The following is a 17178-nucleotide window of genomic DNA, read 5'->3' on the forward strand; positions in this document are numbered from 1 at the left end:
AGCATGAAAAAGATCGCATTTATCACAGGTGCTACCTCAGGCTTTGGCAAGGCAGCCGCACACCGATTCGCCAAAGAAGGTTGGTCATTGGTGCTGTCCGGTCGCCGCTTAGAGCGACTCTTAGATTTAAAAGAAGAGCTCTGCGTACCGGTACATATCATACAACTGGATGTGCGTGATGCTGAGGCGGTAAAGCAAGCGGTCGATACGTTACCCGATGAGTTTTCAACTGTGACGGCATTACTCAATAATGCTGGGCTTGCGCTTGCGCCGCAAGGCGCGGCAGAAGTTGAACTGTCCGATTGGCATACGATGATCGATACAAACGTTACGGGATTGGTGAATGTCACACACGCATTATTGCCTACTCTCATCAAGACAGGTGCTGGGGCAAGCATTATCAATGTTGGCTCAATAGCCGGTCAATGGCCTTATCCAGGAAGCCATGTTTACGGCGCTAGTAAGGCTTTTGTGAAGCAGTTCAGTTACAACCTAAGATGTGACCTGCAAGGAACGGGCGTGCGTGTTACTGACCTATCTCCAGGCATCGCTGAAACTGAGTTTACTTTAGTGCGTACCAAGGGGGATCAAAGTGCTTCAGATAATCTATACCAAAGCACAACCCCATTAAGCGCAGAAGATATTGCTGAGCAGATGTTCTATATTGCCTCACTACCGGATCACATCAATATAAACCGAGTTGAGGTGATGCCAACGCGTCAAGCTTGGTCTGCCTTTGCCATTGATCGTGATTAGTTATTTACTGACAAAAAGTACAGGCAAAAAAAAGAGCTTGCATATAGCAAGCTCTGAAAAAAACCGCGAGGGAAATCAAGCGTTAATCCTATAACTTACTTAATCCCCTAACCCTCACAGTTAATCAAGATGGCTAGCCCCCACCAGACATCTTGACTTGTTTGGTTGGCATTACTAAATAACGCCACTAAACCAATATTATTGGTCTAGGTTTAGCTTGTAGAAGCTAACTTGAGCGTAATCGCCTGCTTCAAGGCCGTTGTTTGAACAACCTGCTGAACCAGTATTACATTGGTTGTAGTTACCTGCTTTAAAGTACATCCAGTCATTTGCATAACCTTGGTCGTATTTGTCGCCTTTTAGGTGACCTTTAGCTAGGTTAACGTCAAACTCTTTAACTTCTTGGTTTGGCTGACCTGGGTTTTTAGTAAATGTTAGGTGCATGATGTCACCTTTAACGTTTACGTCGTAAGAGAAGATATCACCAAGTTTGATGCCATCAACTGGTTCTGCAGAACCTTGACGTAGGCCGTTTTGACCAAATACGTCTGTGCTGATGTCGTGACGGAATTTATATTCGTCACCTTTAGCGTTTGTTTCGTAGTTCCAGTAAACAGAGCCGTATTCGTGCTCAGGTAGTTTACGGTATACGATTTTTAGAGGTTCGTTTTTAGAACCGTGGATTTGGCCGATAACGGTCGCGAATGCGCCACCTTTTTTGTAGTTACCGCTTGTACTTACCCAATCAACCGCAAGAGTTGCGCTCATGTGACCGCCAATCGCACCGTATTTTTCTGCATCTTTAGTAGATGCAACAGTGAAGTTGTTCTTAGGTGATGAGTAATCGTCAGATAGCATTGCACGAAGTTCACTACGAGCATTCTTAGAGTTAGGTGTTGTCATTGCTTTGTTAGGAGCTTTGAACACCATTGCACCTGTAGTTTGGTCAGTGTAGAACCACTGCGCTTGAGAGAAAGGCTTCTCTTTATTGTTTAGCATTGACTTGTAAATTTCCATTACTTTGCCAGCGCGTTCAGCCTTATCGTCATCCATAGGCAGGTTTAGTTTAAACTTAGATAGGTCAAAGTTCTCAGCAGGAGCTTTGGTTACGTCCAAGTTGTATTGAGCCGCAAGTTGCGGATCTTGGTTAGCCGGTGTGGCTGATGCAGTATCAGGAGAAGAAGCTGTAGAACAACCTGCTAGGCCAGCGACAAGCGCTGAAACAACAACAGCAGCAATCTTATTTTTTGTATGCATTTTAACCTCTAAGATTTTTATTTATAGCATAGCTGGCCACGAGAAAATTCTGGTGGCCAGCAATAAACATGCTAAAACAATACATTAATATAGTATTACAATATAGATGCAAAGATCACGATTTGAAACAATTGCGTCTGAATTATCTACAATCTTACTTTTCGGTTATCGACAACAAAAATATAAAAAGCTCACTTAATCAGTATCAACCTGCATTTGTTTTTTCTTTTTCATCTTCATTGTCGAGTACACCGAGAACACCGCTAGCAAGATAAAGGCTAGTGCTATTGGTCTCTCATATAAGAAGGACCATGAGTTATCGTACATCAACAACGCCTTACGTAGGTTTGTCTCTGCCATTGGTCCTAAGATAATCGCTAATAGTATAGGCGACGATGGGATATCTAGCTTACCTAAAACAAAACCTAAAATACCAAAGCTAATTGCAATGCCTACATCAAACATAGAGTTGTTGATAGCGTAAGCACCCACAACAGATAAGAATATGATGATAGGGATCATCAGCATCTTAGGCACTTCAATAATGCGACAGAAGAAACGAATACCGATAAGACCTACGATCAGCATGACAATATTTGCTACCAGCATTGAGCTAAATACGCCGTACACAACTTCAGGGTTTTGTGCAAACAACAGTGGTCCCGGAGTTAATCCTTGCACAATCAATGCACCAAGCAATACCGCTGCCACCGCATCTCCTGGAACGCCTAAAGTAAGCAAAGGCACTAGCGAACCGCCCGTAACACCATTGTTGCCCGCTTCTGCTGCTGCCAAACCGCGTACCGATCCTTTACCAAATTCTTCTGGATTCTTAGAAGATCGCTTAGCTTCGTTGTAACACACAAAGGCTGAGATATCCGCGCCGGCGCCGGGAACAGAGCCAATAGAGGTTCCCATCAAGCCACTTTTAATTGCGGTAGGCATCATCTCTTTAAGATCTTTTTTGCTTAGCAGTTTGTGGTCAAACTTGGCCACTTTGGCTTGCTTCTCTTTCAGGATTCGTTCGATTTGGTTGATCGCTTCAGATAAAGCAAATAAACCAATAAGCACAGGGATAACATTGATGCCGCTATAAAGATCCATCACGCCAAAGGTAAATCTAGGCACACTACTGATTGGATCTAGACCAACCGTTGAGACAAGCAGACCAATGGTACCGGCTAGCAGTCCTTTCAAAATGTTTTGCGCGGACACACTCGCAATGATGGTTAAACCAAATAACGCCAACGCAAAGTATTCAGGGGCATTAAAGCGCAGCGCAAAGTTTGCCAATAAAGGAGCAATCGCGATTAATACTATGGTACTGATCAGTCCGCCGACAAAAGAGGCGATAGCAGAGATACTTAACGCTCTTGCCGCCTGTCCTTTGGCCGCTAAGGTATGTCCATCAAGGACAGTGGCGGCGGAGGCGGGAGTACCCGGCGTTTTTAATAAAATGGCCGCTATCGAACCGCCATATATACCACCTATGTACACGCCGATCAGCATCACTAGTGCAGCGGTTGGTTCCATACCAAATGTAAAAGGCAATAGGATTGCCACACCCATGGTCGCGGTAAGTCCTGGCAAAGCACCAAGTACAATTCCCCCTACCACACCAAAAATAAGAATAGGTAAAACGGCTGGGCTGAACGCGGTCAGTAAGCCATTCAATAAATGTTCAATCATACCGCCTCCTTAATAAAATAGACCTTCAGGAAGCGCTATGTAGAACACCTCACCAAATAAGTAATAAACACCAAACACAAATGCCCAAGCGACAACGTAATACAGCGGCTTTTTCACTTTGAACAACACAAGGTATACGGTAAAGGCGACCAAACTCGCCAATAGGTAGCCAATCAAGCTAATTAAAAAGGCGTATCCAATTAAGAATGCCACGCCAAATATCGCCATTTTAGAGAAAATGGCGGGCTGTTTTTCAACAGCGATAGATTTAAGTTTGTGCTGCACCAAAAGTGCAATACAAATAAGAATTTGTGCAATCGCAATTGCGGTAGGGAAAAACTTTGCATCGACACTCGCATCTTGAAAGCGAGGCTCTGCGAACTGACCGATAAAAACCAAAATAACTGCGCTTAGGGCAATGATTAGGGAGGGGAAGACAACATTTCTATTAATCATAATGCTACCCGTTAAAGCTAGACTTTAAGGAAATGGGGAGCTCTTAGGCAGAGCTCCCAAGTGGAATCAGAAGTGGAATTAGTTGATCAATGCACCAAGGTTTTTAGTGTCTTGCTCAACAAAAGCTGTGAACTCTTCTGCATTCATGTTGTGGATAGTCATCGCACCTTTTTGCATGAACTCTTTAAATTCAGGAGATGCCATTGCTTGGTCAAATGCTTTACCTAGAGTTTCGATAACAGCATCTGGCGTATTTTTAGGAGCGCCAATACCACGCCATGTACCCGTTACTACATCAACGCCTTGCTCTTTAAGAGTTGGAACTTCTGGCAAGAAAGCGATGCGCTCTTCAGACATAACACCTAGTGCTTTAAGTTGGCCTGAACGTAGCTGAGCAATAGCTTCACCCGGAGTAACCATAGTTACGTCAGTGTGCTTACCTAGTACCGCAGGAATCGCTTCAGATGCACCGTTGTAAGGAATTGCGTTTAGTTTGATGCCTTGGTCTTTTTCTAGAGCCATTAGGTAAAAGTTTGGAGCTGCTGTTGAAGCAAATTTAACTACGCCATCGCCTTTCTTTGCTTCTGCAATAAGGTCGTTAATCGTGTTGTATGGGCTGTCCGCAGAAACTAGCACTACCGCAGGATCAAGGTTAACCATACGAATCAGTTTAAAGTCACTCGCATCGTGCTGCATTAGGCCCATTTGCGGTAGAGAAGCAATTTCACGCGTAACAACAGTAAGCGTGTAACCGTCTGGACGTTGCTGAGCGCCGAAGCTCATACCTACAGCGCCAGCGCCACCGGTACGGTTCATTACTGCAATGTTCTGACCAAGAATGTCTTTTGCTGAATTCGCAAGAGTACGACCTACAGCATCAGTACCGCCACCCGCTCCAAAAGGAACAACTAGACGAATATTTTTGCTTGGGTAATCAGCGGCAACCGCCGTTGCAGATACCATGATGCCAGCGGCAACAAGAAGTGATTTAAGAAGTTTATTCATGATAATTCCTTTTGTTTCAATGTTTGAATATGAAATTGATTAATTTCGAGTAATTTGAGTAGGGTTATTGATTTTATTATTTTGATACTCAGCCATGCACAGCTGCTCTATTGCTACTGCAATCCAACCACTGATTAGCATGTCGTACCATTGCTCAACGCCACTGCAACCTACAACTACGTCGCCATAGACAAAAGAGCCATAGAACAGTAAGTCATCTTCGTTGAGTGATGCGGTGTGTAGAGTTTGATTAGTCATGTTAGCGCGGGAGTTGCGCCATGCTTGTTTTGCTTTTTTGCGAGCAAACTCATCAAAAGGGATGGTCCACTGTTCTGGGTTGCCCAGTGAAGACTCAACTAAAATTGCTTCTTCAAATGAAGATTCCCAAGGTTTTACTCGTGGGTCCATCACTACAATGTGCAACTCTTTACGATTAGTTCGTTCAAATAATCGTTCAATTGCTGGTGTTACTAGTTCAATAGCATCTTTTGCTATCTCTGCATGAGTTTTCATCGCCTAACCTCTGTAATAGACACAAACCTGACTGATGAGTTAACTATATTGTATGACTTGATCGGCTGATATTGGCGACGGAGGCAAATGCTACCTAGATCACCCACCTTGCTCTGAAAGAGTCTAAGAGATCGGATTTTTAAGCAACTATGTACATTTTTATATGACATTACTCACACTCATCACAGAGTAAAAAGTGTGAGTAAGTCGACATTTATTAGCGGTATTTGAACTTGGAGGGATTACGTTTTTCTGGCTTTAGAGAAAAGTCATTGCCTAAAGTGAATTATTGACAATGAAAGAAAGATAAAGCCAGTCAATAACTGGCTTTATCTATTCACAATTAAGCGATTTTTATTGCATATTTTGCTTTCATACGCAGTGCAACATTAACCAATGCAATTAATACAGGCACTTCAATCAGTGGACCAATGACGCCAGCAAATGCTTGATCTGAATTGATACCAAACACGGCAATCGACACCGCAATCGCTAATTCAAAGTTATTGCCCGTTGCGGTATAAGCAATTGAGGCATTTTTGTCATATGGAATGCCTAGACGCTTACCGACATAAAAGCTAACAAAAAACATAGTGACAAAATAAATAGTCAAAGGGATTGCAATACGAACCACATGCATAGGCAGTTCAAGAATCATCTCACCTTTAAGGCTAAACATGAGAACAATTGTGGCCAATAATGCAATAAGAGTAATCGGCGAAATGCGAGGAATGTACACATCGTTGTACCACTGCTCACCCTTAGTCGAAATAAGGATTTTACGCCCTAAGAAGCCAGCTAAAAATGGAATACCCAGATAGATGAACACGCTTTGTGCGATATCAGCCATAGAGATATTCACTATCATTCCAGTGTAACCAAATACCGGAGGTAACACTGTGATAAAGAGCCATGCCATGAAACTGTAAGTGACGATTTGGAATGCACTATTTAATGCAACCAAAGCCGCGCCATATTCTTTGTTTCCGCCACCGATGTCGTTCCACACCAATACCATTGCAATACAACGGGCTAAACCAATCAGGATAATACCGACCATGTAACCAGGGTGATCACCTAAAAATATCAGCGCTAAAGCAAACATTAAGATAGGACCAACTAACCAGTTCATGATCAATGACAGTTTAATCGCCGTCTTATCTTGCGTGACTTTACCAAGCAGACTGTAGTCCACTTTAGCTAACGGTGGGTACATCATTAAAATCAAACCAATTGCCAATAGAACATTGGTACTGCCGATAGACATACTTTCATTAATTTCCGCTACTTGAGGAAATAACGCGCCAATCGCTACGCCAACAGCCATAGCTAAAAATATCCATAGGGTTAGATATCTGTCTAAAAAACCTAGCTTGGGTGTTGCACCCGCTATTTCTTTGCTCATAACCGATCACTCTCTGTGTTTATGAATTGCTATTCGTTAACTTACGTTTGTTAATTTGCGTTCGTCAATCGTCGAATAACGATTGAATTAAGTGTAGTCTATCTCTATAAAGTAAAATAGATCCGCTGTTCTACTGGTTAAAATAAACTATCAAGTAAATGCTGTATTCTTTGCATTGCGGGCATTTCGATGCGGTAACAGACCTTAGGAGGTTGAGGTTCACTGCGCACCAACCCTGCTTGACGTAATATACGCAAATGCTCAGATACAGTAGATTGCGCCAAACCAAGTTGCCCGACTAAAACACCATTCAAACATCCGCCTTGCAGTTCTAACTCTAGAAGTACTCTTAAAATTCTAATTCGCGCTGGATGCGATATCGCTTTTGCCAGTGTTGCCAACTCCTGCTCTTGCTTCTCATCCTCGATAGAGATGCTTGGTGCTTGGCATTTTTTTACTTGGCAATCTGTCATGCTTATCTCTTACTTATCGTCGAATGGCGATTAATATACAAACTAATCAAAAAAACCACAACACTTACTCTAAGTGAATTTTGCTTCTCTTTCATGAGTAATCTCTAAAAATATGCAAGTGGTTACACTTAACCTTTGATATCAATAGAATAAATATTGAACTAACCTTTCAAGTAGCGCAAAATCTAAACATCAGTAAAATTGATACTTAGTTTTCAATAATGGGGGTTGCATGTTTAAATTTTCTTTAAAGCAAATTGCGGTATTTGATGCCGTAGCAAGTTATGAAAGCGTGAGTATTGCGGCTAAAAAACTGTCTATGACACAGTCTGCAGTGAGCATGTCTCTCTCTCAATTGGAATCGGTGCTTGATCGCCCTTTATTCAACCGCCAAGGCAATCGTTTAGTGCTCAGCCATTGGGGACATTGGTTACGACCTAGAGCCAAGCACTTATTACAAGAAGCACAACAAATTGAATTTGGCCTGCATGACCAACACCTGATCAGTGGTACGTTAAGCCTATGTTCAAGCCAGACAGCGGCTAAACATTTAGTGCCCTCACTCATCAGTAAAATTGATAACGACTTCCCAGAAATGCGCATAAAATTGAACATTGAGAATACTGAGAACGTCATAGAATCACTGCTCAACTACGATTGTGATTTGGGTATCATTGAAGGTCGCAATACCGATAGTCGTCTGCAACAAGAGCACTGGCTAGATGATGACTTGGTGATTGTATCATCGCCTAATCACCCCTTCGCACAATACAAGCAAGTGACTCTGGCACAGCTAGAGCAAGCAAAATGGATATTAAGAGAGCCGGGAGCTGGCACTCGCCGTATTTTTGATGGTGCGATACATGGCTATATCGACAACATAAAAGTATGGAAAGAGTATGAGAGTATTCGGGTCATTAAATCGCTAGTAGCCAATGGCAGCTATTTAGGCTGCGTGCCTTATCTGGATATTTTACCTGAGCTGGAAAATAATCAATTGGTAGTACTGCCGACGCCGCAATTGAACATGCAGCGAGAAATCTCTTTTATTTGGCGTAATGACAGTGGTGAGTCACCACTAAGGGAGTGTTTACTTTCTGAGGCGAGAAGATTAACTAAAGGTAAATCTTTCAAGCCACGCAAAGATTGGACCCCTGCGTGACCTAAAAACTTAGTTGTGCTTTTTTAGATAGGGCGTCACAGGCCCTAATGTCATCGCTCAGAATTAAGCGACTGACAGATCCTTCTTTTGTTGCGTTTGTGGCTGATTGTAATTTGCCACCCACTGCGCAATCGCATCACGATTAAGCAGCCCAACATACTGACCATTAAAGACTACCGGATAAGCACTTGGCATTTTACTTGCCGCTTTTGCTAAACGCTCTTTAAATGACAGTACTTCTCCGCCCATGTAGAAACCTCCTTGGTTAACAGGGTAAAGCACATCTTGATCGACAATCATCGGCTCAAGAGCAGAAAGAATGCTTTGCTCTGGCGTCAGGGTGCAAACAGGTGATTGCATGTAGTCTTTAACCGGCATTTCTATCTCTGGGTCAAAATCTTGTCCCCACATTCCTCGAAGTAGATCTTGCTGTGAAATGAATCCCTGCACTTGATGATCTGCACTTAATACTGCGGCTCCTGCTTGCTCGTTATCGATTAATAGCTTTAGTGCAACTTGGCAGTTTAAGTCTTCTGCGAAAGTGATCTGGTTGTCAGAGGCTAGATCAGCAACTCGTAAACGTTTCATTTGTTCTAACATGGCATGCTCCAATGAATTTAAAGATGAAAAATTGATGTCTGTGTTTTTTATCGGATAAATTGACGCAGTTGAGCTTTGTTTTGGCTCTATGCTCCAATAAGCTAGCCCAACCAGAGCCGCTCCCCCGAAAATGTTCCCCAGAGTGACTGGGATTAGATTTGCAGTAATAAATTGTTTTATCGTTAACAGCTCTAGATGAATCCCGGCTGTTAGTGCTGCGTTGAGCAGTTGCGTATCCGCGGTTGCCTTAATCGCAATTCCTAGTGGCACCATAAACATATTGGCAATGCTGTGTTCAAAGCCTGAGCTCACAAACATAGCAACAGGAAGCAGCACCAAAAACGCCTTGCCTGCACTCTCCTTGCTACTAAAGCTCATCCAAATACCAAGGCATACCAATAGGTTACACATGACCCCTAACGAGAATGCTTGCCACCAAGAGTGCTCTAGCTTATGAGTGGCAATGCTCAGTGCATTCAACCCCCAATTACCATGATCAAGGATGTGCATCTTTGCCATCATAATGAAGGTAAGGGTGAGCATAGCGCCCACAAAGTTCCCCGCATAAACACGAGCCCAGCAGAGCAATAACTGCTTTGTAGTGACCCTTTTTTGTGCCCAAGCGACAGAACTCAACACTGTGCTAGTAAAGAGCTCCCCACCGCAGACAACCACCAGCATTAAACCAAGACTAAAAGCCACACCACCGATAAAGCGGGTTAAGCCCCAACCATTGTTATAAGAGCCCGTGGTCACTGTAATGTAGAAGACAAAGGCTAATGCGATAAACGCACCGGCAAATACCGCTAATACAAATGACTGCTTAAAAGGTTTAAGTACTTTTTTGTGCCCATAGTCCGCAGCTTGCATGGTTAGACTCGGCTTCGTCACTGACGAGCTGACATCAACCAATTCTGGGAATGGGCGTTTTATCGGCATAGTTTCCTCCTTCTCTGTAGGTAAATAACTAGGTGAATAACATCACCCGTTTAATTGAGTGCTTTTCGTGAAAGCCCATTCAGATTAAGAGAGTCGAAGTGGAAATAATATCTAGTAGTTTTGAAGATCAGTGTTAGGAAAACTGATGGAGTGCGCAAGGTTGCACAAGCGTGCAGTATCACAAAATAGAAAGAGTGCTGGATTACGGTTTTTAAACTCAGTAACCCAGCAGATTAAGAGTCTTGCAAAGTATGGAAACCAGAATAAATACGAGTTGCAGTAGTAAACCAACACAGACTGCCAAATACAAAAGCCAACTCAGCAAAATACTCAGGGAATAAACACATGACGATAAAGCAGGCAATGGTTTCCGTGCCTTCAGTTAACCCACTCATGTAATACAAAGATTTATGCTTATAAACTGGATTATCAATGCCGCGTTTGCCCGCCATAACCGCAAACGCTAAGAAACTGCTCCCAGTGCCAATAAAAGAGAAGATCAAAAAAGCACCCGCAATACCATTGATATCAGAGTTAGCGAGTACAAAACCAAACGGCACTAAGGAGTAAAACAAAAAATCTAAACTGATATCTAAAAAGCCACCGGCGTCCGTAATACCTTGTATTCTAGCCAATGCACCATCTAAGCCATCACAAATGCGATTTAGCACAATAAATAGCAACGCAATCTTGTATTGCTCTAGTGCCAGCATAGGCAATGCCAAACAGCCTAATACAAAGCCAAAGACGGTGATTTGATTCGCTGTCACCCCAAAATGATTAACAAACTTAGCCCCTTGAGTTAAAGGCCATTTGATCACCTTAATACTATAACTATCCAGCATGAGAACTCTCCCATGGCCAATTCAGTGTCACGCTATTACTCGGAATGTCTTGTTCATCATGGGTCACCATTAATGCAGGGATGTTAGCGCGCTTTAATTGTTCAAATACCCAATCGCGAAACTGTGCACGAAGTTGCTTATCAAGTTTACTGAATGGCTCATCCAATAATGCTACCTCAGGCTTCGCTAGCAACATTCGGGTCAGGCTCACTCTCGCCCTTTGTCCGCCAGAAATTTGCTCTGGGTACGAATCGGCCAGTTGACTCAACGAGATTTGCTGCAACGCGCCAATGGCTTGCTGCTTTCTTTGCACGCCTTTCACTGAATTAGGTAAAGCAAACGCTAGGTTTTCCCAGATATTTAAGTGCGGAAATAACAGATCATCTTGAAATAAGATCCCGACCTTACGCTTATGTGCTGCAATAGAGTCTAAGCGGCGCTGGTTTAACAGCACTTCACCTTGATAGGTGAACTCAGAAGATAAATGCCCCGCAATAATATCCAACAAAGTAGACTTTCCACATCCACTTGGCCCCATTAACGAAACCACTTCACCAGCATGAATACCCATATTCAACTTAGTGAATAACGTACTGCCATCAGATTTATGTACGGTAAGATTTTTAAGACACAGACTCATTTGATCAAAGCCCCTTTATTTTGCTGCAACGCGATCGGTGGGCGTAAACATCGATTGTGAAGTCGACTGCCCAATATGGCGATAAAGAAAAAAATCAGTGGTAACAATGCTTGCCATAACCCGTATATACCGGTCACGCGACGATCAAAGCCACTGGATAACGCCACCGCTTCGGTGGTTAAAGTAGAAATTCGCCCTGCCCCTAATACCAGCGTAGGCAGATATTGAGATAAGCTGACACTGATGGCCACCGCCCAAGCAAATAAAATGGCAGGCAGCAGAAGCGGCAGTTTCACAGTCATAAAAACACTCAGCGGCGTTTTACCAAGACTCAATGCCACTCTGGTCATGGCCTCGTTATAACTGCGCCAAGGGCCATCTAATGACAAATAGACAAAAGGAAAAGCAAAAAACAGATGTGCCCAACAGACCCACAACCAATGATGATCACCATCAATAAATAAGGTGCTTACCTGCAAACCAAATAACACCGAAAGCTGTGGAATCAGCATAGGTATCGCAATAATGTAGCCCGGGATTTGCCAGCGATATCGAATTCGATATTCATGAGCGATAAGCGCCAGCAGCACCGCAATCGAGCCGGAAACCAAGGCTAAACTTAGGCTTTGTTGTATGGTGCTGATAATGCCCGACCATTCGTACTCCCAAAATCTAAGGGAATAACGACTAGGTAAAAGATCAGGAAAACGCCAGCGGTGCGCAACACTCCACAGCATCATCAGCGGCAACATAATCCCCGTTAACAAAAGCATAGAGGTAAACAAACTCTTGCCTGGCAGTGATGCACCTTGCCTGCCAGAGACTTGCCACGCTCTGGCCCACTTGCAGATACTCCACTCCACTACTCTGGCAAACACAATAATCAAAGAGGCAAGCATAAATAGCACGATGGCCCCTGCCGATGCTCTAGGCAGTAGTGATAGATCTGGGTCGTTAAACCACTGCCATACTAATACCGCAAACGTAGGCGGATTGGTTGGCCCTACAATCAAAGCCACATCCACCACCGACAAGCTATAAGCTAATACTGCTAACATAGGAAAGCGCAGCTTAACCAACCATTGTACAAATAAGGTTTTCCACCACATCTGAGTGCGGTTATAGCCCATCGATGCGCTGATTTTCTCAGTCTTTTCGATATTTAATTGCTTTAACACCGGAATACTCATTAACAGCAGAAAAGGCACTTCTTTAAAGGCCAGCATAATGACCAGCCCCAGAGCATAAGGGTCATGAATTAACAGCGCTAATTCATGCGCCGACGCTTGGTTTAAGTCATGCCCAAATAGGCTATGTACCAAACGTACCCCTAGACCTGTAGGATCAAACAAAAAAGCAAAACCAATCGCAAACGCCACATGCGGAATAGACAGCAATGGCGATAACGATAGCTCTATTTTTTGCCACCAGCGCGTGTTCCAACAGCGCTGTAGCACTGCAAAGCTAATCAAGCAGGCAAGATAGCTGCTCACAATGGCAGAAAATAAAGTCAAAGCAATGGAGCGCCAAACACCGTTCCACGCAAAAACCTGCTCAAAACCGGTTAAAGAAACGGAGCTCATACCTAAAGGAGGAATATAGCTGAGTGACGATGAGACGACACCCAGCATGCCCGGCACTGTGGGCAATACGCATACCACTACAACTAATGCGTAAAAAAATCGAAGCATATTAGATCATTGCCCGTAGCGTTTAAGCCACTCTTTTTCTAGCATCACTTGCCAACTTGGGTGAGGCTCATCAATAGAGTCAAATTTCTCGGAGTTTTGCGCGCTGCCTTGTAAGTATTGACGCTCTAACACTGATGGGTCGCCCCATACATCCAAATCCCCTTTGCGTGATTGCGCTTCAGGGCTTAATAAAAAGTTAATCGCCACCAAAGCACCTTCTGTAGCAGAGGCGTTCCAAGGTATGGCTAAAAAGTGAATATTAGACAAAGCGCCACGGCTCATCGCGTAAGGCTTAGTGCTAGGTTCAAGATTACCTGCCGCTTGCGCAGAATAGACCGCATTAGGATTAAAGGTCAGCGCAACGTCTAGCTGTCCATCATCTAATAAACGGATCATTTCAGCTGTGCCAGCTGGGAATTGCTTACCACTGCGCCATGCTAAAGGGTGGAACTCATCGAGGTAGTTCCATAGTAATGGGCTTAATCTTGCAAATTCTTTATCGGTGACAGGTTTAGATAGCGCGGCATCATTGTCTGAAAGCTCAATTAATAACGCTTTTAAAAAGCTCGAACCATGAAACTCAGGAGGCTTTGGGTAACTTAAGCGATTTGGATGCGCTTTGGCATATGTTAGCATTTGTGCAAATGACGTTGGTGGAGTGCTCAATTGCTTTTGATCGTAAATGAACACCAGTTGCCCTACTCCCCACGGCGCTTCTAAGCCCTCGGTAGGTTCAGAAAAGTCCACAGTCACTGGCAAAGTTTTGTCGACGTATTTCCAGTTTGGCAAATTTTCAGTGAAAGGGCCAAACAACAGTTGGTTCTCTTTCATTGATTTGAAGTTTTCACCATTGATCCACACCAGATCAATACTGCCACCTTCACTCTTTGCTACGGCTTTTTCCGCAATAAGACGAGGGGTACTTTCCGCAATATCAGAGACTTTAACGTGCTTTAACGTCACAGCATAGCGCTGCTGAAGCTGTTTATTAGCCCACTGAATATAGCGGTTAATTTCCTGACTACCTCCCCATGCATGGAAGTAGACGGTTTGTCCTTGCGCGGTTTTCTCTATGCTATTCCAATCAAGTGTTTTCGCACCCACCCCAAACGTTGCACATAACGTAAGCATTGCCGTGAGTAATTTATTCATAATGATTTTCCGTTAGTTTCCTTGGCTCAAGCCTTTAACGATGACAGGTAATACGTAAGTAAATACCGATTTATCTCTTAGATATATTCACTAGACCTTACACAGACAGATTTTCTTTCCCTAATCCCGTCTAAGTGGTCAAATAATATCAATCACAGTCCGTCTGTGATCAATAGTGCATAGAAAAATGCCCTATTTGTGAGTTAGACATAGCATTTGTGAGTTTGATATAAAAATGGGCAGCATTACGCTACCCAATTACTGATGATATAAAATCAATTACCACATTAAATCATCTGGTACGACGAAGTCTTTGTACGGATCATCTTCATCTGGCGTTTCTTCTTCAGGCTTGATGGTTTCAACAATCGCTTCAGGCACTCGGGTAGCGATTTTTTCTGCCACAACCGTTGGGATCACCGCATAGCTTTCGCCGTCACGAGCAATGCTCAAAATACCTTTAATAAGCTGAGTGCGATTTAACTCCTCAACGTACAAAGATTTTACTAAAGTACCGTCAGTAAAGTTGTACTTGATCTCACCTTTTGAGGTATCGATGCGGTTCATATCAATCAACTGTTTAACTTGCGCTTTTAGCTCTTTAGCCAAACGTTGCTGTTCACGCTCTTGGTTGATCTTTTTGTCACGCTCTTGTTGAGCTAAACGGTTTTCTTCTGCAGCGGCCTTTGCTTCTCGTGACTGTACGCGAGACTTCTTAGCGCCTTTCTTGGCTTTCTTTAGCTTTTTCTCATTCACTAAGCCAGCTTTTAGCATTTGTTCTTGAAGGGTCAGTTTTGCCATTTCTAATACTTCTATTTACCGATTAATCTAATTGCGTTTATTTTCGCACGCCTACCGCTATATGTCCTAATTTTGCGTCACAATAAAAAAACCCGTAAGACTAAACTGGCTCACGGGTTTTTGTATCACTGATTATCTAAAACGAGAAAAGCGCAGGCTTATTCCCATTCGATAGTTGCAGGTGGTTTACCTGAAATATCGTAAACAACACGTGAAATACTGTCTACTTCGTTGATAATGCGGTTTGAAACCTTACCTAGGAAGTCGTATGGCAGATGTGCCCAATGCGCAGTCATAAAGTCGATGGTTTCTACAGCACGTAGCGATACAACCCAATCGTATTTACGGCCATCGCCCATTACGCCAACTGAGCGTACTGGTAGGAATACTGTAAAGGCTTGCGATACTTTGTGGTAAAGATCGGCATTGTGCAGTTCTTCAATAAAGATAGCATCGGCGCGACGTAGCAAATCACAGTATTCTTTTTTGATTTCGCCAAGAACGCGAACACCTAGACCAGGACCTGGGAATGGGTGACGGTAAAGCATGTTGTATGGCAGACCTAGCTCTAGACCAATCTTACGTACTTCATCTTTAAACAGTTCACGCAATGGTTCAACTAAGCCCATTTCCATATCGTCAGGCAAACCGCCCACGTTATGGTGCGACTTAATCACGTGCGCTTTACCTGTTTTAGAAGCCGCAGATTCGATAACGTCAGGGTAGATAGTACCTTGCGCTAGCCATTTAGCATTTTTCAGCTTCTTCGATTCTTCATCAAATACGTCGACAAATACGTGACCGATAGTCTTACGTTTTTGTTCTGGATCCGATTGACCTTTCAGTGCGTCTAAGAAACGGTCTTCCGCTTCCACTTTGATGATGTTTAATCCGAAGTGATCGCCAAACATATCCATCACTTGCTCGCCTTCGTTCAAACGAAGCAGGCCGTTATCAACGAATACACAAGTCAGTTTGTCGCCGATAGCGCGGTGAACTAGCATAGCCACAACAGAAGAATCAACGCCGCCAGAAAGGCCTAGAATCACTTCATCATCGCCCACTTGCTCTTTAATACGAGCAATTGCATCATCGATGATTGATTGTGATGTCCACAGTTTTTCACACCCACAGATGTTGATAACGAAGTTTTCTAACATACGTGCGCCTTGGCGAGTATGCGTTACTTCTGGGTGGAATTGAACACCGTAGTATTTCTTCTCTTCATTTGCCATCGCAGCAAACGGACAAGTTTCTGTTTCGGCAATCTTAGTAAAGTCAGAAGGAATTTCGACTACTTTATCACCGTGACTCATCCACACATCTAACAGTGCGTTGCCGTCTTCAGCAATAGCGTCTTCAATACCTTGGAATAGAGAGGATTCTTCAACAACTTTAACCTGTGCATAGCCAAACTCACGTTCGTTAGAACCTGCAACCTTGCCGCCAAGTTGTTCAGCCATTGTTTGCATGCCGTAACATACGCCCAATACAGGAACACCAGAATCAAAAACATATTGAGGAGCGCGAGGAGAGTTTGCTTCGGTTACACTTTCTGGACCACCAGAAAGGATGATGCCGTCAGGATTAAATTCACGGATATCCGCTTCTTCTACATCCCAGCTCCATAGCTCACAGTAAACACCAATTTCACGAACGCGACGCGCGACAAGTTGAGTGTACTGAGAACCAAAATCTAGGATCAAAATACGTTGGTCGTGGATATTCTTTGTCATTTAGAAATCTCAATAGTATTAGATGGATGGAGGCAAATGGCCTCCAAAACTTTAAATA

The 17178-nt window shown here is 43.4% G+C and carries 16 protein-coding genes; 2 read left to right on the forward strand and 14 right to left on the reverse strand.

Annotation, left to right across the window (positions count from 1 at the left end; genetic code table 11):
• Positions 1 to 3 precede the first annotated feature (3 nt).
• Complete coding sequence (locus tag QV280_RS09910; protein WP_152819518.1) at positions 4 to 756, forward strand: SDR family NAD(P)-dependent oxidoreductase; 753 nt, start codon at positions 4 to 6, stop codon at positions 754 to 756.
• 198 nt (positions 757 to 954) lie between these two features.
• Here the strand turns inward: QV280_RS09910 and QV280_RS09915 are convergent, their stop codons facing one another.
• The 7 genes from QV280_RS09915 to QV280_RS09945 form a co-directional block, all read right to left on the reverse strand.
• Positions 955 to 2013, reverse strand: coding sequence for a polysaccharide lyase family 7 protein (locus QV280_RS09915; RefSeq protein ID WP_152819517.1), 1059 nt, complete (start codon positions 2011 to 2013; stop codon positions 955 to 957).
• Positions 2014 to 2208: 195 nt separating this feature from the next.
• A complete protein-coding gene (locus QV280_RS09920) occupies positions 2209 to 3702 on the reverse strand; it encodes a tripartite tricarboxylate transporter permease (protein WP_023403800.1) in 1494 nt (497 codons plus the stop codon).
• A 9-nt stretch (positions 3703 to 3711) separates the two neighbouring features.
• The gene (locus tag QV280_RS09925; RefSeq protein WP_152819516.1) at positions 3712 to 4158 is read right to left on the reverse strand and encodes a tripartite tricarboxylate transporter TctB family protein; all 447 of its coding nucleotides are present in this window, start codon (positions 4156 to 4158) and stop codon (positions 3712 to 3714) included.
• A 78-nt stretch (positions 4159 to 4236) separates the two neighbouring features.
• Positions 4237 to 5163 (reverse strand): tripartite tricarboxylate transporter substrate binding protein, encoded by a 927-nt coding sequence (locus QV280_RS09930; RefSeq protein WP_023403798.1) that lies wholly within the window; start codon positions 5161 to 5163, stop codon positions 4237 to 4239.
• Between the two features lie 39 nt (positions 5164 to 5202).
• Entirely contained in the window at positions 5203 to 5676 is a 474-nt protein-coding gene (locus QV280_RS09935) for a hypothetical protein (protein ID WP_023403797.1), read from the reverse strand.
• Between the two features lie 343 nt (positions 5677 to 6019).
• Positions 6020 to 7081, reverse strand: coding sequence for an ACR3 family arsenite efflux transporter (arsB, locus tag QV280_RS09940; RefSeq protein ID WP_152819515.1), 1062 nt, complete (start codon positions 7079 to 7081; stop codon positions 6020 to 6022).
• A gap of 137 nt (positions 7082 to 7218) precedes the next feature.
• Positions 7219 to 7554, reverse strand: coding sequence for an ArsR/SmtB family transcription factor (locus QV280_RS09945; protein ID WP_152819514.1), 336 nt, complete (start codon positions 7552 to 7554; stop codon positions 7219 to 7221).
• Between the two features lie 232 nt (positions 7555 to 7786).
• Between QV280_RS09945 and QV280_RS09950 the strand changes: the two genes are divergently transcribed.
• Positions 7787 to 8716 (forward strand): LysR family transcriptional regulator, encoded by a 930-nt coding sequence (locus QV280_RS09950; protein ID WP_023403794.1) that lies wholly within the window; start codon positions 7787 to 7789, stop codon positions 8714 to 8716.
• A 63-nt stretch (positions 8717 to 8779) separates the two neighbouring features.
• Here the strand turns inward: QV280_RS09950 and focA are convergent, their stop codons facing one another.
• The 7 genes from focA to guaA form a co-directional block, all read right to left on the reverse strand.
• Positions 8780 to 10255: a formate transporter FocA gene (focA, locus tag QV280_RS09955; protein ID WP_152819513.1), complete on the reverse strand. Its 1476-nt coding sequence runs from the start codon at positions 10253 to 10255 to the stop codon at positions 8780 to 8782.
• A gap of 233 nt (positions 10256 to 10488) precedes the next feature.
• Positions 10489 to 11100 (reverse strand): CDP-alcohol phosphatidyltransferase family protein, encoded by a 612-nt coding sequence (locus tag QV280_RS09960; protein ID WP_152819512.1) that lies wholly within the window; start codon positions 11098 to 11100, stop codon positions 10489 to 10491.
• Positions 11090 to 11740 carry an ATP-binding cassette domain-containing protein gene (locus tag QV280_RS09965; RefSeq protein WP_152819511.1) on the reverse strand — a complete coding sequence of 217 codons (651 nt, stop codon included), beginning with the start codon at positions 11738 to 11740 and terminating at the stop codon, positions 11090 to 11092. The genes QV280_RS09960 and QV280_RS09965 overlap by 11 nt, the downstream gene beginning before the upstream one ends.
• Entirely contained in the window at positions 11737 to 13431 is a 1695-nt protein-coding gene (locus tag QV280_RS09970) for an ABC transporter permease (RefSeq protein ID WP_152819510.1), read from the reverse strand. The genes QV280_RS09965 and QV280_RS09970 overlap by 4 nt, the downstream gene beginning before the upstream one ends.
• Before the next feature lie 6 nt (positions 13432 to 13437).
• Entirely contained in the window at positions 13438 to 14583 is a 1146-nt protein-coding gene (locus QV280_RS09975) for an ABC transporter substrate-binding protein (protein ID WP_152819509.1), read from the reverse strand.
• Between the two features lie 279 nt (positions 14584 to 14862).
• Positions 14863 to 15384 (reverse strand): DUF2058 domain-containing protein, encoded by a 522-nt coding sequence (locus tag QV280_RS09980; protein ID WP_023403788.1) that lies wholly within the window; start codon positions 15382 to 15384, stop codon positions 14863 to 14865.
• A gap of 158 nt (positions 15385 to 15542) precedes the next feature.
• A complete protein-coding gene (guaA, locus tag QV280_RS09985) occupies positions 15543 to 17120 on the reverse strand; it encodes a glutamine-hydrolyzing GMP synthase (RefSeq protein WP_023403787.1) in 1578 nt (525 codons plus the stop codon).
• Between the last annotated feature and the right edge of the window lie 58 nt (positions 17121 to 17178).

The sequence above is a fragment of the Vibrio sp. B1Z05 genome (assembly GCF_052955985.1).

Coding starts and splice junctions, on each gene's coding strand:
- QV280_RS09910 (WP_152819518.1), top strand. CDS start 4: ATGAAAAAGATCGCATTTATCACAGGTGCTACCTCAGGCTTTGGCAAG.
- QV280_RS09915 (WP_152819517.1), bottom strand. CDS start 2,013: ATGCATACAAAAAATAAGATTGCTGCTGTTGTTGTTTCAGCGCTTGTC.
- QV280_RS09920 (WP_023403800.1), bottom strand. CDS start 3,702: ATGATTGAACATTTATTGAATGGCTTACTGACCGCGTTCAGCCCAGCC.
- QV280_RS09925 (WP_152819516.1), bottom strand. CDS start 4,158: ATGATTAATAGAAATGTTGTCTTCCCCTCCCTAATCATTGCCCTAAGC.
- QV280_RS09930 (WP_023403798.1), bottom strand. CDS start 5,163: ATGAATAAACTTCTTAAATCACTTCTTGTTGCCGCTGGCATCATGGTA.
- QV280_RS09935 (WP_023403797.1), bottom strand. CDS start 5,676: ATGAAAACTCATGCAGAGATAGCAAAAGATGCTATTGAACTAGTAACA.
- arsB (WP_152819515.1), bottom strand. CDS start 7,081: ATGAGCAAAGAAATAGCGGGTGCAACACCCAAGCTAGGTTTTTTAGAC.
- QV280_RS09945 (WP_152819514.1), bottom strand. CDS start 7,554: ATGACAGATTGCCAAGTAAAAAAATGCCAAGCACCAAGCATCTCTATC.
- QV280_RS09950 (WP_023403794.1), top strand. CDS start 7,787: ATGTTTAAATTTTCTTTAAAGCAAATTGCGGTATTTGATGCCGTAGCA.
- focA (WP_152819513.1), bottom strand. CDS start 10,255: ATGCCGATAAAACGCCCATTCCCAGAATTGGTTGATGTCAGCTCGTCA.
- QV280_RS09960 (WP_152819512.1), bottom strand. CDS start 11,100: ATGCTGGATAGTTATAGTATTAAGGTGATCAAATGGCCTTTAACTCAA.
- QV280_RS09965 (WP_152819511.1), bottom strand. CDS start 11,740: ATGAGTCTGTGTCTTAAAAATCTTACCGTACATAAATCTGATGGCAGT.
- QV280_RS09970 (WP_152819510.1), bottom strand. CDS start 13,431: ATGCTTCGATTTTTTTACGCATTAGTTGTAGTGGTATGCGTATTGCCC.
- QV280_RS09975 (WP_152819509.1), bottom strand. CDS start 14,583: ATGAATAAATTACTCACGGCAATGCTTACGTTATGTGCAACGTTTGGG.
- QV280_RS09980 (WP_023403788.1), bottom strand. CDS start 15,384: ATGGCAAAACTGACCCTTCAAGAACAAATGCTAAAAGCTGGCTTAGTG.
- guaA (WP_023403787.1), bottom strand. CDS start 17,120: ATGACAAAGAATATCCACGACCAACGTATTTTGATCCTAGATTTTGGT.